This window comes from Pseudomonas sp. LS2P72, from assembly GCF_054897865.1.
Genome location: NZ_CM142708.1, coordinates 3,968,884 through 3,984,497 on the forward strand (window position 1 = coordinate 3,968,884; position 15,614 = coordinate 3,984,497).

Below are 15,614 nucleotides of genomic sequence, written 5' to 3' on the forward strand. Positions count from 1 at the left end.
CCTTACTGATGCACGGCGAGCTGGTAGGCCGTGTATTTACGAATATTGATCACGCCAGTGTCGAAGATCAGGTATTGGCCTTTGATCCCTAGCAGCGTGCCTTCGGCGATCGGGTTCTTGTCCAGGTTGAAGCTGACGATTTTGGCCGGGTATTGCTCGATCGGATAGCGGATTTCGAGCGTTTCTACATCGGCAATAGTCTGGATCGCCTGTAGGCCGAATCGTTCCTGCAAACTTTGCAATCCTTCGGCGCAGCTGTCGAACAGCTGATCACGAACCTGCGCCAGGTCGACCGACACCGCGTCGCCCTTGAGTAAAGCACGCCAATTGGTCTTGTCCGCCACCTGACTGCGGAACAGGTCTTCGACGAAGCCCGACTGCTGACGGGTCGAAACCCGCATGATCGGCAGCGCCTGACGGGCGCCCTGATCGATCCAGCGGGTCGGCAGCTGGGTGGCGCGGGTAATCCCGACCTTCACCCCAGAAGAATTGGACAGATACACAATGTGATCCGTCATGCAGAACTTCTCGCCCCACTCCGGCTCACGGCAGGTGCCGGCGTCGTAGTGGCAACGCTCCGGGCTCATGATGCAGATGTCGCACTGGGCCAGTTTGGTCATGCACGGGTAGCAATAACCCTGGCTGAAACTGGTTTTGGTCTTGCGTCCGCAATGGGAGCAATGAATCGCCCCAAGGTATTCCAGGCGCACCGTGGTCCCGATCAATGGATTGACCGGCACCTCGACGTCGTCCAGACGAAACGCGTACTGCACGTTCGGCCCGTCAAGGCGCGCCGACATTTTGCTGATTGCACCGCGGCCAATCTCGATCAATGGACGGCATCCGATTTGAACAGGATATTCGGCACTTCGATCGACTTGGAGCCGCACTCCTGCACGCCCATATAACCGGTGCGCTGGTCTTCGGGCAGGTTCTGGATTTCCCAGGCGATCATCGCTTGCAGCGACAGTTCGCGTTGTTCGGCGGTGAGTTTGCCACCGTCGGACCATTTACCGATTTCCACCGCCAGTTTCAGGCTCTGGTAGATATCGGGGGTGATGTTGTTGATCATTTCGTTAAAAGAGGACATCAAGGGCTCCGCGCTCTTTATTGACATAACTAGTTAGACGGCCAGTTTACGGCGGTTGTACAAACCACCCAACAAACCGGTCAAGCATCCGATGAGCAACCCGCCGACGTGGGCCGCATTGGCAATTTCACCGAAGCCGATCATCGAGACCAGCCCGGACAGGCACAGCAGCAGCCACACCAGCATCATCACCAGCACGCCGCGCGGCAGGCGATAAGCCGGGTTTGGCGACAACAGCTGAAAGATCCAGCAATGCCCGAGCAAGCCGTACAGCACGCCGGACAAGCCGCCAAACAGCGTCGGACCACTGAAAACAAACTGGGCGTAGTTCGAGACCAGCCCGAACAGCAACGTCAGGCCGATGAGGTTGATACTGCCCTGGCGCGACTCGATGCGCCGCCCCAGCTCCCAGTACCACATGCCGTTCATGGCCAGGTGCAGGATGCCGAAGTGGATCAGCATCGGCGTCACCAGACGCCACCACTGCCCCGCCGCCAGGCTGTCGGCCAATGGCACGAAGTGGATGTACTCGCCGACAACGCGAAAATCGAGGAAGGTCAGCCAGCGCATCGTGTCGAGGTTTTCGCCCAGCAGCGTCACCGCGCCGACAAGCAGGCTCAGCAGCAACACGAACGCTGTCGCCTTGGCGTGGCGCAGTTGCTCGACGAAACTTGGGCGCTTTATGGTTTGCGCCACCGGAATGTCCAGCTGTTGATCGGGATCACCGGCCGGGAAGCGTTCGTACAACGTGCGCACGTCTTCGCTGATGTTGGCCGGCACCCACAGCACTTGCTCGCCCGCCTCTTCACTGACCCGATGCGGCACCTGCATGCGTTGCAGCAGTTTGACGAACCCGCTCAAGTCCACCGCCAGCGGCAGCCGTAAAACAGCAACGGCACTCATCGCAGCACCTCCGGCCGCTCGACATCGACCCAGACAAATTTGTGCGGGTCGAGGCGGGTTTCCTGGTCCAGACGATAGGCGACCAACTTGCCGTAAAGCACCGCGCTGTAATCCAGACAGGCCAGATTCGGCCGGATCGGCACCGGTTTGCCGCTGCGCCAGTAGTGGCCCACGAACAACAATGGCTCATTGACGCCATAGCGCAGCAGGGTGTTTTTTTCAGTGGACGACAGCGGCGTCCGGGCCACGGGTTCGGGCAAGGCGTCGGGCTGGAACACAATGTCTCCGTAGGTTTGCGGGTCGTCTTCCCAGAACTTGGTGCGGAAGAACGAACGCGTCAGGCCATCGCCGCTGGTCATGGTCAGCCCATGCGGCAAGCGCATGTCTGTGCCGCGCAACAGGCGGTCGAACACGGTGCAGGCGAAACTGCCCGGCACGGCCGAGGCCTGGAGGAAATGTTCATCGACGCAACCGTTGGGGAATAGCGCGCGTAATGGTTCGATCAGCCCCGCGTCCCAGCAGGCATGCACCACCCGGAAACGCCCGGCATCGACGAACAATGGCATCTCATAGAACCATTGCAGGAAGTCATGCCAGTCAGCCGGATGGTCTTCGAATTGGGTCAGGGTTTCGTTCAGCAAACGGGCATGGCGCGGGGTGTGTTCACGCACGAACTGCTTGCCGCTGCCCGGAGGCGCCGGCGTGCTCCAGCCGAGGGCGTTGAATTCATGATTACCCATGATGCACAGCGCCTGGCCGGCTTCGACCATGTCGTGAACGATGTGCAGCGCCTCGCGAATCCGCGGGCCGCGGTCGATGATATCGCCGACGAACACCGCCATACGCGACGGATGCCGCCAGACGCCAGCGTGTTTTTGATAACCGAGCCGGTCGAGCAAGTGCTCAAGGGTCAGAGCGCAACCGTGCACGTCACCGATCAGGTCGTAGCTACGCGCGGGATCGAGCATCAGTCGCCTCCACCACCCAACTTGCTGCCCCAGCCGAGTTTGGTCCGGCAGACTTCATAGTAGTTGTGGTCAAGCGGGTGAATCAGCCGCAGCTTCTGGGCCTTCTTGCTGATGGTGATGGTGTCACCCGGCGCGCAGGTGAAATGATTCTGCCCGTCACAGGAGACTTGCGGGTAAATCTGCATATCTTTGGACACGACGATTTTCAGCTCACTGTTGCCATCGACCACAATCGGCCTGCCCGACAAGGTATGGGGGTACATCGGCACAATCACAATAGCGTCGAGCTTGGGATGCATGATCGGTCCACCCGCCGACAGCGCGTAAGCGGTCGAACCGGTCGGTGTGGCGACGATCAGGCCGTCGGCCTTCTGGCTGCAGACGAACTGGCCGTCGATGTACAACTCGAACTCGATCATCCGCGTCGATTTGCCGGGATGCAGCACCACATCGTTCAGCGCGTCGCCCTGACCGATGGCCTCGGCGTGGCGGCGGACTTCGGCTTGCAGCAGGAAGCGGTTTTCCACCAGATAGTGGCCGTCGAGCACTTCGGCGACTTTGACTTCCAGCTCATCGGGGCGAATATCGGTCAGGAAGCCCAGGCTGCCACGGTTGATGCCGAGCACCGGAATATTGTGTCGGGCCAGTGCGCGGGCGGCACCGAGCAGGCTGCCGTCACCACCGACCACAATCACCATGTCACAGACTTCGCCGAGCATCTTGCGCGACGAGGTTTGCAAGCCATGACCCGGCAGCACTTCGGCGATGGTGTCTTCGAGGATCACGTGCAGGTGACGATCGAGCAGAAACCGTTTCAGTCGGCGGACGGTATCCAGCACCTGAGAACTGCCCAGGCGACCGATGATGCCGATATTACGAAATTGCTCCATGAGGTTCCTGCGCGGCGGCGAAAAACACGATTATGGGCGAAAGCGCGGGATAGACAAAATCCTTTCAGCCACAACGGTGTACTCACGATTGAGGCTATGCTCGCAAGATGATCCTATTTCCCGATTTGCTGCAGTTACCCCACCAGTTGCGCCACCCCGAAGTGCGCGACCTGGCCTGGGTCATCCTCGCGCCGCCGATGCTTGGCGTCACGACGTGGCCGCAGCGTCACCCGCTGACCGGCAGTGACTGGGTACAGGTGCCGGAGCAGCTGGAACGGTGGCTGCGGCAACTCGATCAGGACAGTTATGACTTGTTGCACTGGCTGGCGCAGGCCCGGACCCGGCGATTGGGCTTGTACTACGAACGCCTCTGGCAATACGCCGTGCGGCACGCGCCGGGTATCGACCTGATTGCCGCCAACATGCCGATCCGTCGTGAAGGCCACACGCTGGGCGAGTTGGACATGCTGCTGCGCGATCGTGACGGCGTGCATCATCTGGAACTGGCGATCAAACTTTACCTTGGCCCGCAAAATGGCGACGGACACGACACGGCGCAGTGGCTCGGTCCCGGTTGCCACGATCGGCTGGACCGCAAACTGGCCCATCTGACGCAGCATCAATTGCCGATTTCGGCGCGACCGGAGAGCCGCGAAGTATTGGCGGCGCTGGATATCCAGCAGTTCAGTGCACATTTGTGGATGGGCGGCTATTTGCTGTATCCGTGGCCGGGGCCGGCCGAGCCACCGAGCGGTGCACATCCCCAGCATTTACGCGGTAGCTGGCTGCATCAGAAGGACTGGGCAGAATTTTTCGTGCAACGCCCGTTCGGTCGCTGGCAACCCCTGCCCCGCCATGCCTGGCTGGCGCCGGCGCACTATCCGGTGGAGCAGACCTGGAGCACTGAACAGCTGAATGCCTGGCTCAGCGATCTGGAGCCACTGGCCCCGGCGCAGTTGCTGGTGCGACTCACAGAAAACGCCCAGGGCGATTGGGAAGAAGCCGAGCGGCTGTTTCTGGTGGCGGATCTTTGGCCTAACGTTCCTGGCAGTGGCTGAGTTTTGTAGCGTCTGGGCGGGCCTCATCGCGGGCAAGTCGGATCGCCGCACCGCTTGCTCCTACAGGATTGGTGTCGTTCGCAAAATTCGTGATCGACTCCTGTAGGAGCAAGGCTTGCCCGCGATGAGGCCAACTCGATTTAAATCGTCAACCGCACAGCCAGCGCCGCCAACGTCACCAACAACACCGGCACCGTCAGCACAATCCCGACCTTGAAGTAGTACCCCCAGCCGATCCGAATGCTCTTGCGTTCCAGCACATGCAACCACAGCAACGTCGCCAGGCTGCCGATCGGCGTAATCTTCGGCCCCAGGTCGCTGCCGATGACGTTGGCGTAGATCATCGCCTCCTTCACCACCCCGGTCGCCTGGCTGGCATCGATCGACAGCAAACCGATCAGCACCGTCGGCAGATTGTTCATCATCGACGACAGCAGCGCCGTCAACACGCCCGTGCCCATGGCCGCGCCCCACACACCGTAAGCGGCAAAACCATCCAGCCATCCGGCCAGATACCCCGTGAGCCCGGCGTTGCGCAGGCCATACACCACCAGGTACATGCCCAGCGAGAAAATAACGATATGCCACGGCGCTTCCTTGATGACTTTGCGCGTGGAAATCTTGTGACCACGGGCGGCGATGGCCAGCAGCAACGCCGCGCACACCGCAGAAATGGCACTGATCGGAATCCCCAGCGGTTCCAGCGCGAAACAGCCGAGCAGCAGAATCACCAACACGGCCCAACCGGCATAAAACGTGGCGTTGTCGTGGATCGCCGAAGCAGGATGCGCCAGTTGCTCGGGATCGTAATCCTTGGGAATGGCACGACGGAAAAACCACATCAGCATCGCCAGGGTCGCCGCGACACTCACCAGGTTGACCGGGATCATTACCGCCGCGTAACGGTTGAAACTGATGTTGAAGAAGTCTGCGGAAACGATGTTCACCAGGTTCGACACCACCAACGGCAGACTCGCCGTGTCAGCGATGAAACCGGCGCCCATGACGAACGCCAGGGTCGCCGCCGGAGAAAAGCGCAACGCCAGCAGCATGGAAATCACGATGGGCGTGAGAATCAGCGCTGCCCCGTCGTTGGCGAACAACGCCGACACCAACGCACCGAGCAGCACCATATAAGCAAACAGCTTGCGCCCGCTGCCCCGCCCCCAACGGGCCACATGCAATGCCGCCCAGGCGAAGAACCCCGCCTCGTCCAGCAGCAGACTGATGACAATCAGTGCGACAAACGTCCCGGTGGCGTTCCAGATAATCTGCCACACCAGCGGGATATCGCTCAGGTGTACGACCCCGAAAATCAGCGCAAGCACCGCGCCGAATACCGCACTCCAGCCAACGCCAAGGCCTTTTGGCTGCCAGATCACCAAAGTGATGGTCAGCAGGAAAATCAACGATGCGGTCAACATGCAGTACAGCCTTGTCGGAAAAACAAACCGCGATTCAGCCGCAACACACGAGCGGAGTAAAGCCCAAACTTGCGGCCTTCCCCTAAACGCACTGTGGCGAGGGGATTTATCCCCGTTGGGCTGCGAAGCGGCCCTGTTTTTTCAGCCACACCGCGTCCAATGGATTACGACGGCTTCGCCGCCGAACGGGGATAAATCCCCTCGCCACAAGGCAGCTGCTACCACAGATCAATGTGCTACAGCCGAATCACATGCCCCTCGATCGGTGCGATCTGGCCGTGGAACAGCCGGGCAATCACGCTCTGCGCGGCTTCATAGCCTTTGTCCTCGACCACTTCCAGCAATGGTTTATCAGCCGCGGTCAACTGCCGGTAGAAACGCTGCAAACCCTCACCAATATGCTGACTGACCCCTTCCGGCCCCCACTCGGTATTGCGCTTGCGGATCTGGATCGGCGCAAAAAAGAACACCGGCTGCGGTCCCTCAATAGCCGTCAATCGAGCCTCATCGGTGCTTTGCGCAGAACCGGCGAAGCAGCTGTAAACCAACTGCCCGGCAAAATGCTGGTGGACTTGATCACGTAAATCCAGGTCGCCGGAAAAATCCACATACAACGTAGGACGGTCATTGGCCAGGCTCGCCAGTTCTGCGTAGGCCACCGTTCGCTCGTAACAACCGAGTTGCTCGACAAACGCCTTGTTGCCGGTCGAGGTCAGGGCCACACGTTCCAGGTCAGGGTGATTTTCCAGGCAGACCGCCGTGCCATAGGCGGTTTTACTCGAAGCGCTGGAGAACACCAGCCGGGTTGCGCCGAAAAACTGGTTGTCCTGGAGGAAGTCCGCGAGCATCGACGACGTCAGGAATAACGGCTTGAGTAAAATTTGCAGGTTTTCGGTTTCAGGGCTGTAGTACGAATCCCAGCTGCAACGGGTGTATTGATTGTAGGCCGACGTCAGTGCCTGCCGATGCTCGGCGGCGTCATAGAAACCACGCTCGGTGACCCGTTCCGGGCGCATCCACAGATGGCTGGCAATCGGAAAATACCCGTAGAAGCGCTCCCCGACTTTGAGACCTGCCACATCAGACGCAATGACATCAGCAAAGCCCCACGTCGGGACGTGTCCCCATTCCGCCAACCCTGTAGGAAAGAACTCCCAGTAGTTCATCGAATTGCCATAGGCCGCGTAAGTAATGTTGTTGGTGGTCAACGCGCACCGGTCGATCTTGAAAATCACCTCGCCGGCCGCCGGAATCAGGCTACGTTGCTCCTGCTCGATTCGGCTTTGGTCAAGGGCGTTTTTGCGGGTGATCAGCCGTGTTACCGTGCTCGGACTTTGCATCTTTCAGACTCCTGCTGCGAGTGAATGGCGGGTAGCACCAGAGTAGTGGCAGCCGATGAAGAGCGGGTTCGGAAACAACAAGGGCATCGCGCCCACCCTCAATCCCCGCGCAAAGCCGCTGAAACGGCCGAGCCAGGCCCGGGCGATTTTCACCGTAGAGGCGATTTACGAAGCATTTGTTCGGATTTGGCAACGCGACGGCTGGTCGGGTTTGACTACGCGCGCGGTGGCCCTGGAAGCAGGCGTCGCCATTGGCACGTTGTACGATTACTTCCCGAGCAAGGAAGCCTTGTTGTCAGGCTACATTCGGCACTGCCTGGACGCCTTGTTACTGCGCCTCGATGAGCACGTCGTGCACGCGAAAGAGCTGAACTGGCCCGTCCGGGTCAAACGTTTGATACGCCTGACCTGCGACCCTGACGATACGTTTCAACCACTGTTCAACGATGATGTGTTGGCGATCGAACACCGGATCGCCGAACCCAAACATCACCGACGGCTATTCCAGGAGCTGTCGCAGAAATGGCGTGAAGCCTTCGCCTCCTGCGAGGACTTGCCCACTCAACCGTCGGCACCAACCATTGATGCCTGGGTAATCATGGCCTGGGGTGGCCGTCGTTATTGCATCACTGCGCAACCGGCGGCGGAGCAAACCGCCGCGTGGCTGTCGGAAATGGAAGCAATGATCTGTAGCCGACTGGCCAGCTCCCCGTAACCCAGGGGATTTGTCACTCCTTCTTGTGTTGTTCGACCCACTGCCCATAAGCATTGATGAATTTTTGCAAAAACGGTTTTAGCGACTCGGACAGGTTACCCGCCTCGTCGAACGCTGAACCGGCGCCGCTCAGATAGGCTTCCGGTTGCTGCATGCACGGCACATCCAGAAACACCATGGACTGGCGCAGGTGATGGTTGGCACCAAAACCGCCGATAGCGCCCGGCGAAGCACTGATCACCGCTCCGGGCTTGCCGCTCCAGGCACTCTTGCCATACGGACGCGAACCCACATCAATCGCGTTCTTCATTGGCGCAGGCACCGAACGGTTGTATTCGGGGGTGACGAACAGCACGGCGTCGGATGAGCTCACTTGTTGCCGGAAAGTGCTGTAGGCTGCCGGCGGTGTAGCACCATCGATGTCCTCGTTGTAGAGCGGCAGATCGCCGATTTCGACGATAACCAGTTTGAGATTGGCAGGCGCCAGGTCGGCCAGGGCCAGCGCCACCTTGCGATTGATCGATTCCTTTCTCAAGCTGCCGACCAGTACAGCGATCGTATAGACGTTGCTCATGGAAGATTCTCGACTGTCCGATGGAAAGAGCTTGTAGTTATAGATGACGATTCAAGCAGTGGGCGACTGAAAAACGCCGCCCCTGACTATTTTTTTCCTGTAGGAAAACTTACCTCGCCCAACCACGGTCTACAGAGCCGCAAATTGAGTGATTTATCCCCAGAGGTTCTAAGCAGATGGCAGCAGTACTCGTCGGTCAGTTCCATGCAAGAGACGCGGAAGGCCGCGTTTATTCCGTGCATGAGTTCCAGGAATCCACCCCGTCGGCAGACGGCCTCACTGGCTCGGTGCCTGTCACCACTTACAAGCTGGCCATTGGCGATCGCGTAAAGAAGCTTGATGACAACCAGTTTTTGCTGGTGCAATCGGACGTCACTATCGTGCGCGAGCCCGACACCTATGTCGGCAGCCGGCCGGAAACCAACGTCGCTTCATAACCCCGCGTTATGAGCAGAAGTCATATGCGCGCACTTGAGTTAGGATTCAGCCACTGACTCCCTCACCTGCTGAACATGGACTTCACGCATGCGTTTACGTCATATCGAAGTGATCCAGGCGCTCCTGCAGACCGGTCACCTGGGCACCGCCGCCGAATGGCTGCAGTTGCCTGTGGCCGAAGTCGAAGGGATTCTGCGCGACGCCGAGGATCAGTTGGGTTTCATGCTGTTTTCCAGCGTGCGTGGACGTTTGCAGGCCACGCGCGAGGCGCGGGAATTGCAGGTCCAGATCGCCCACGTCTATGAAGCGCTCGAGCCGGTCCAGCGCCTGGCCAACAGCCTCAAGCAATATCAGGCTCCGCCCTTGCGGATCGTCTGCACGCCGCCCCTTTCCCAGCAACTACTGCCACAGAGCATTGCCGCCCTGCGCCGACGCCTGCCTGACGCCCCTTGCACCCTTCTGAGTCAACCTACTCGCGAGATCGTCAAAAACCTGCTGCTGCGCGAAAGCGATCTGGGCCTAAGCCTGCATGACCCCGATCACGCCGACATTCATTGCCAGGTGATCGCCCAGGGGAAACTTCAGCTGCTCGCGCCCCACGGCTGGTTGCAACCCAAACAAAAGTACATCTCGCTGCAGGACCTGGCCGGCCAATCGATGGTGGGCCTGGAAGGCCATGATCCGCTGAGCCCGGCGCTGGAAAACAAGCTGCATGCCCTGCGCCCTGCCCCGGTCATTCAAACCCGGGTTCAGACTCACCAGATGATGCGCAGCATGGTCGAGGCTGGTGAAGGCCTGGCCATCGTCGACCCTTTCACCGCCCTCGGGGCTAAATCGGCCGGGCTGGATGCCTGCCCGCTGGCGCCGGCCGTGCCGATCAGCCTATATGCCTTGACCCTCAAGAACGGCGAGCCATCACCGGCGATTCAGGCATTGCTGGGCATCATCACGGAACAAGCCGTGGCGATGTTGGCGAACTAACCGGGGTTTCCAGCGGATTATCGAACAATCGATACCAGAACAGCGCCACTTCGGCGGTGTTCCGATCGATCCCGCGATAACGCAGATGATCGATTCCGCCCAAGACGTAACCGCGGCGCTCATAGAGCCGGCAGGCCCCCAGGTTGTTGTTCTGGGTTTCGAGCATGATCCCCGGCAGTTTCTTTTTGCGGCTCCAGAACTGCGCCACATCCAGCAACGCCTTGGCCACGCCATGACGGCGCGCTGGCGCATGCACCGCCAACTCGTCGATATGGGCAAAGCCATTCCAGTTGGTGCTGACCACCAGGTGACCCACCGGCTCATCATCGAGATAAGCCATGAAAATCGCGCTGTCAGCGGCATCGCGGAAACTGCTGAACTCTTCGGGATCAATGCCGTAGCACTTGCGATAGGGCGTGATCGGCGTCACCGGCCACTGCTCCACCGGTTTACCGATTTCGGCGGCACCGTAGGTCGCGACTTCAAAACTGAAATCACTGCCCCAGATGTAGGCTGCAAAACCATCGTCGGCAATGCGCACCGACAGCCCTGGGTATTTCGGATTCATGATCGGTTGCATACTGGGAAAGGTCCTCATTCCTTGATGCAATCAACGGTGTAATGCCGTCCATTGCCCTCGTCTTCGTGTTGCAATCCGTGCACATCAGCGACAAACCCCGGGAAGCTGCTATCGAACGTGCGCGCAAATACCAGGTAGTCGATGATCGAGCGCGTCGACTCGGTAAAACGCTCGCCGGGCATGATCAACGGAATCCCCGGTGGATACGGCACCAGCATCACCGCGGCGATCCGCCCATCCAGGGCATCGATCGACACCGCTTCAACTTCGCCACGCACCAACTGATCATAGGCGTCAGACGGCTTCATGGCGATTTCCGGTAGCACCGTGTACATGCGCTTGAGGTGTTTGGCCGTGGCATTGCTGCGATAGCAGGCGTGCAGTTGATCGCACAGATCGCGCAAACCCATGCCCTGATAGCGCGCGACATTCTCTTGTGCCACGCACGGCAGGCACGTCGCGAGGCTGACATTGGCATCGTAGCTGCGCTTGAACTCCAGCAACTCGGTCAGCAGCGTGCTCCATTTACCCTTGGTGATGCCCATGGAGAACAACACCAGGAACGAATACAGCCCGGTCTTTTCAACGACCAACCCCCGCTCCCAAAGGAATTTGCTGACCACCGCCGCCGGAATCCCGCGCTCGCTGAGGGCGCCACCAGCCGTCAGCCCCGGCATCACCAACGTGACCTTGATCGGATCAAGCAGCACGTAGTCGTCGGTCACGCCGCCAAAGCCGTGCCAGTCGGCGTCGGGTTGCAGCAGCCAGTCATCGGTGACCACACGGTTGATGCCCTCCACCGACGGCGGCTGCCAGATGGAAAACCACCAATCGTCAGCGGCGATGTGCTGGCGCAAATTGGCCAGCGCCCGGCGAAAGCTCAGCGCTTCGTCAAACATTTCCTGCAACAGCGAACGCCCGGCCGGACCTTCCATCATGGCCGACGCCACATCCAGCGAAGCAATGATGCTGTACTGCGGCGAGGTAGAGATGTGCATCATGAACGCTTCATTGAAGCGATCCCGATCCAGTTGCCGCGCGCCACCGTCCTGGACGTGAATCATCGACGCCTGGCTGAACGCCGCCAGCAGTTTGTGGGTGGAATGGGTGGTGAACACCAGCGGGCCGTCTTCACTACGGGAAGTGCCCATGCCGTAACGTCCGGCGAAGAACTCGTGAAACGCCGCGTAGGCGTACCAGGCCTCATCGAAATGCAAGACCTCGACGCTGTTGCCCAGTTGCTGCTTGATCAGCTCAGCGTTGTAGCAGAGGCCGTCGTACGTCGAATTGGTCACCACCGCCAACTTGACCTTGGGCGCCCGGCCCTTGGTCAGCGGGCTGGCGTCGATCTTGGCCTGAATCGATTCACGACTGAATTCGCTCAATGGAATCGGGCCGATGATCCCCAGCTCATTGCGCTCCGGGCACAGGTACAGCGGAATGGCGCCGGTCATGATGATCGAGTGCAATATCGACTTGTGGCAGTTGCGATCCACCAACACCAAGTCATCGCGAGCGACCATCGAATGCCATACGATTTTGTTGGCGGTCGAGGTGCCATTGATCACAAAGAAGGTGTGATCGGCGCCGAAATTGCGGGCAGCACGGGCCTCGGCTTCTGCCAGCGGACCGGTGTGATCGAGCAAAGAACCGAGTTCCGGCACCGACACCGACAAATCGGAACGCAGGGTATTTTCCCCGAAGAACTGGTGAAACGCTTGGCCCACCGGGCTCTTGTGGTACGCCACGCCGCCGCCATGGCCGGGTGTGTGCCAGGAATAATTGGAGTCGGCCGTGTGCTGCACCAGCGCTTTGAAAAACGGCGGCAGCAGACCATCCAGATACTTGCGTGCCGCTCGGGCGACCTGCCTGGCCAGAAAAGGCACGGTGTCTTCGAACAGGTAAAGAATCCCGCGCAGCTGGTTGAGTTCGGCCATGGCGTCGGCCGGAGCGTTCTCCAGGGTCACCTGCTCACCCAGCGCGAAGATAGGCAAGTCAGGCGCACGCACCCGCGCCAGGCCAATCAGCTCGGCCATGTTGTGCAATAGATGAGAGTGAGTGCTGGCGTCTTCGGCCGCAATCAACATGCAGGAAAGACCGTGGTGGGTCGAGGCGACCAGACGCCCTTCGGTGTAATCCACCGCCGAGACAATGCTGAAGCCTTCCTGCTCCAGCTCCCGGGCGATGCCGCGCACGCGATCACCGGCGACGGTGTCGGCCTTGATGTCGCGATGGACGATCAGGACCGGAAATTTCAAATCTTTATACATGAGGCTCAGTGTCCTGAGGCGGCAGACCGTGGTCCGCCAATCACCTCAGGGTAGAGGGTTCGAGCGCATGTAGCGAGTGCGGCGCCCCGAAGAAGGTCATCGGGCGCACCATTGTGTGGCGAAAAATCAGGCTTGAGCCTTGGCCTCGGCCAGTTGCTGCCAGAGCGACGCAGCGCCGGCGGATCTGGCGATGGCTTCCAGGCGCGCCACGTGTTGCGCCAGGTCATCTTCGCTGGCACGGATAATCCGCGTCGGCTGACGGTCGGCTGGCAGACGACGGATCTCGGTGGCGGAATTGTCCGCACCTTCACCCGAACCGTTGCCGTCGGAGGCATTACCGGCCAGCGACAGACTGGTCTGGCCGCCCGTCATGGTCAGGTAAACGTCGGCGAGGATCTCGGAGTCGAGCAAGGCGCCGTGCAGTTCGCGACCGGAGTTGTCGACGCCATAGCGTTTGCACAAGGCGTCGAGACTGTTGCGCTGCCCCGGGTGACGCTCCCGGGCCATCATCAGGGTGTCGAGAATCGAGCAGTGCTGCGTGATGTCCGCACGATCGTGCTGACCCATCAGGGCGAATTCGTTGTTAATGAAGCCAACGTCGAACGCCGCGTTATGGATGATCAGCTGCGCACCCTTGATGAATTCAAAGAACTCATCGGCGACTTCAGTGAAGCGCGGCTTGCCGACCAAAAATTCGTTGGTGATGCCGTGGACGCCAATGGCGCCTTCATCACTCTCGCGGTCCGGTTGCAGGTAAACGTGGAAATGCCGGCCCGTCAGGCGCCGACCGATCAACTCGACACAACCGATTTCGATAATCCGGTGGCCGTCGGTCACCGGCATGCCGGTGGTTTCGGTATCGAGTACAACGGATCTGGTGGCCATCAGTGCTCAGCTCTCAACGGGTCATTCGTGCAAAAGCGGCGATGTTAACACGCCCGCCGGGGTCTTTCAGGTACACCGTGTTGCACCCATCGCGAGCAGGCTCGCTCCCACAGGGGAACGCATTCCAATGTGGGAGCGAGCCTGCTCGCGATTGGCCGCGACGCGATGTATTGGCAAAAACTGAATCAAGCCTGTTTGTAACCGCGCACTTCATCCACGCCACGGTTGGCCAATTGGTCAGCCCGTTCGTTGCCATGGTGACCGATGTGCCCGCGCACCCATTTCCAGGTGACGTTGTGGCGATTGACCTGCTCATCCAGCAGCTTCCACAGATCAGCGTTTTTCACCGGTTCTTTCGCGGCGGTTTTCCAGCCGCGCTTCTTCCAGTTGTCCATCCACTCGTTGATGCCTTTCATCACGTACTGCGAGTCGGTGACCAGCAGCACGTCGCAGGAGCGTTTGAGTTCTTCAAGGCCACGGATCGCGCCCATCAGCTCCATGCGGTTGTTGGTGGTGTTGGCTTCGCCGCCCCACAGTTCTTTTTCAATGCCCTTGCACACCAGCAAAGCGCCCCAGCCGCCCGGGCCAGGGTTGCCTTTGCAGGCGCCGTCAGTGAAGAGTTCTACGCTATCGCTCATGCCAATCTATCCAGAAAATGCGGTGGCTCGCCGATCGGTGATCGACGATGCCCGAGGCCGGGGCAAACCCGGCCGGGAAAATAAAAAGTGTATTACGGATCGATGCGGCGACGATTGACCTTGGCCATCGGCAATGGAATCAGCTTGCCCATCGGTTCGCGCCGCTCCTGACGGACGGGCCGCAGGCCCACCACGATCTTGCGCGCGACCAATAAATAGAAGCCGCCACCTGACAGTTGCCAGTCACCGGCCTTGCGTTCCCAACCGGCCAGACGAGCCTGCCAGGTGGGTGACGCAAGCGGCGGACGATAGCATCCGAAGCGGCGTTTCTCCAGCGCGAAACCCAGCAGGTTCAGCCAGTCGCCGACCCGCGACGGGGAGATGCAGCGAGCCTTGCGCAAGGCGTCGTGAGCGAAAACGTGACGCAAACCCCAGGTGCTCCAGGGGTTGATCCCGACGATCAGCAGATGCCCGCCGGGCCGTACGCTGCTCGCCGCTTCACGCAGCAAACCGTGGGGCGACAGGCAGAAATCCAGCCCATGCTGCAACACCACCACATCGGCGGCATGCTCGCTCAAAGGCCACGCCTGCTCTTCGCAGACGATCTCGACACCCGGCAACGGCGCGCCGAGCCGCACATTGCGCTGGACTTGCGGCGCCGACGGCGGCGTTTGGGCCGACGGGCCGTAATGTACCAGGTAGCCACCGAAGAACCGTCCCAACTCGTCTTCGAGCATGCGACGTTCTTCGTCCAGCAGAAATTGCCCGATGGGGCCGGACAGCCATTCACGGGCCGCGCTGATCAATGTCAGCCATTCAGGATCAGCCTGAGCGAACGCTTTATCGGTCATTGCATTCTC

17 protein-coding genes are annotated in these 15,614 nt (G+C 59.9%); 4 read left to right on the forward strand and 13 right to left on the reverse strand.

Annotated elements, in window-relative coordinates; all coding sequences use genetic code 11:
- Positions 1–2: 2 nt before the first annotated feature.
- Genes ACYZUA_RS18010 through ACYZUA_RS18030 form a run of 5 tightly spaced genes read right to left on the reverse strand, consistent with a single transcriptional unit; the run spans position 3 to position 3,851 of the window.
- Entirely contained in the window at positions 3–833 is an 831-nt protein-coding gene (locus tag ACYZUA_RS18010) for a DUF2797 domain-containing protein (protein ID WP_461959958.1), read from the reverse strand.
- Positions 830–1,090, reverse strand: coding sequence for a YeaC family protein (locus ACYZUA_RS18015; protein ID WP_008152127.1), 261 nt, complete (start codon positions 1,088–1,090; stop codon positions 830–832). Before ACYZUA_RS18015 ends, ACYZUA_RS18010 begins: the two co-directional genes overlap by 4 nt.
- 33 nt (positions 1,091–1,123) lie before the next feature.
- Positions 1,124–1,993 carry a rhomboid family intramembrane serine protease gene (locus tag ACYZUA_RS18020; RefSeq protein WP_283184335.1) on the reverse strand — a complete coding sequence of 290 codons (870 nt, stop codon included), beginning with the start codon at positions 1,991–1,993 and terminating at the stop codon, positions 1,124–1,126.
- Entirely contained in the window at positions 1,990–2,961 is a 972-nt protein-coding gene (locus tag ACYZUA_RS18025; protein WP_461959959.1) for a metallophosphoesterase, read from the reverse strand. The genes ACYZUA_RS18020 and ACYZUA_RS18025 overlap by 4 nt, the downstream gene beginning before the upstream one ends.
- Entirely contained in the window at positions 2,961–3,851 is an 891-nt protein-coding gene (locus ACYZUA_RS18030) for an NAD(+) kinase (RefSeq protein ID WP_007906781.1), read from the reverse strand. Before ACYZUA_RS18030 ends, ACYZUA_RS18025 begins: the two co-directional genes overlap by 1 nt.
- Positions 3,852–3,958: 107 nt before the next feature.
- On the opposite strand from ACYZUA_RS18030, the gene ACYZUA_RS18035 reads away from it, so the two are divergent.
- Positions 3,959–4,909 (forward strand): DUF1853 family protein, encoded by a 951-nt coding sequence (locus tag ACYZUA_RS18035; protein WP_461959960.1) that lies wholly within the window; start codon positions 3,959–3,961, stop codon positions 4,907–4,909.
- Between the two features lie 140 nt (positions 4,910–5,049).
- Here the strand turns inward: ACYZUA_RS18035 and ACYZUA_RS18040 are convergent, their stop codons facing one another.
- On the reverse strand, positions 5,050–6,333 hold the full coding sequence (locus ACYZUA_RS18040; RefSeq protein WP_461959961.1) for an arsenic transporter: 1,284 nt from the start codon (positions 6,331–6,333) through the stop codon (positions 5,050–5,052).
- A 236-nt stretch (positions 6,334–6,569) separates the two neighbouring features.
- A complete protein-coding gene (locus tag ACYZUA_RS18045) occupies positions 6,570–7,673 on the reverse strand; it encodes a DUF2855 family protein (RefSeq protein ID WP_461959962.1) in 1,104 nt (367 codons plus the stop codon).
- Between the two features lie 55 nt (positions 7,674–7,728).
- On the opposite strand from ACYZUA_RS18045, the gene ACYZUA_RS18050 reads away from it, so the two are divergent.
- A complete protein-coding gene (locus ACYZUA_RS18050; RefSeq protein ID WP_461959963.1) occupies positions 7,729–8,388 on the forward strand; it encodes a TetR/AcrR family transcriptional regulator in 660 nt (219 codons plus the stop codon).
- A 13-nt stretch (positions 8,389–8,401) separates the two neighbouring features.
- On the opposite strand, the gene ACYZUA_RS18055 is transcribed toward ACYZUA_RS18050, so the two are convergent.
- Positions 8,402–8,962 carry an NADPH-dependent FMN reductase gene (locus ACYZUA_RS18055; protein WP_461959964.1) on the reverse strand — a complete coding sequence of 187 codons (561 nt, stop codon included), beginning with the start codon at positions 8,960–8,962 and terminating at the stop codon, positions 8,402–8,404.
- Positions 8,963–9,138: 176 nt separating this feature from the next.
- Between ACYZUA_RS18055 and ACYZUA_RS18060 the strand changes: the two genes are divergently transcribed.
- On the forward strand, positions 9,139–9,399 hold the full coding sequence (locus tag ACYZUA_RS18060) for a hypothetical protein (RefSeq protein ID WP_046048837.1): 261 nt from the start codon (positions 9,139–9,141) through the stop codon (positions 9,397–9,399).
- Positions 9,400–9,487: 88 nt separating this feature from the next.
- Positions 9,488–10,381: a LysR family transcriptional regulator gene (locus ACYZUA_RS18065; protein WP_461959965.1), complete on the forward strand. Its 894-nt coding sequence runs from the start codon at positions 9,488–9,490 to the stop codon at positions 10,379–10,381.
- On the opposite strand, the gene ACYZUA_RS18070 is transcribed toward ACYZUA_RS18065, so the two are convergent.
- From ACYZUA_RS18070 to ACYZUA_RS18090, 5 genes are all read right to left on the reverse strand, one after another.
- Positions 10,347–10,961, reverse strand: a complete 615-nt coding sequence (locus ACYZUA_RS18070; RefSeq protein WP_461959966.1) for a GNAT family N-acetyltransferase — start codon at positions 10,959–10,961, stop codon at positions 10,347–10,349. The two genes, ACYZUA_RS18065 and ACYZUA_RS18070, sit on opposite strands and share 35 nt — an antisense overlap.
- Positions 10,962–10,975: 14 nt before the next feature.
- Positions 10,976–13,231 (reverse strand): Orn/Lys/Arg family decarboxylase, encoded by a 2,256-nt coding sequence (locus ACYZUA_RS18075; protein ID WP_461959967.1) that lies wholly within the window; start codon positions 13,229–13,231, stop codon positions 10,976–10,978.
- 126 nt (positions 13,232–13,357) lie between these two features.
- Positions 13,358–14,116: a DNA polymerase III subunit epsilon gene (dnaQ, locus tag ACYZUA_RS18080; RefSeq protein WP_461959968.1), complete on the reverse strand. Its 759-nt coding sequence runs from the start codon at positions 14,114–14,116 to the stop codon at positions 13,358–13,360.
- Positions 14,117–14,301: 185 nt separating this feature from the next.
- Positions 14,302–14,754: a ribonuclease HI gene (gene rnhA, locus ACYZUA_RS18085; protein ID WP_008152099.1), complete on the reverse strand. Its 453-nt coding sequence runs from the start codon at positions 14,752–14,754 to the stop codon at positions 14,302–14,304.
- A 92-nt stretch (positions 14,755–14,846) separates the two neighbouring features.
- A complete protein-coding gene (locus ACYZUA_RS18090) occupies positions 14,847–15,605 on the reverse strand; it encodes a class I SAM-dependent methyltransferase (protein ID WP_461959969.1) in 759 nt (252 codons plus the stop codon).
- Between the last annotated feature and the right edge of the window lie 9 nt (positions 15,606–15,614).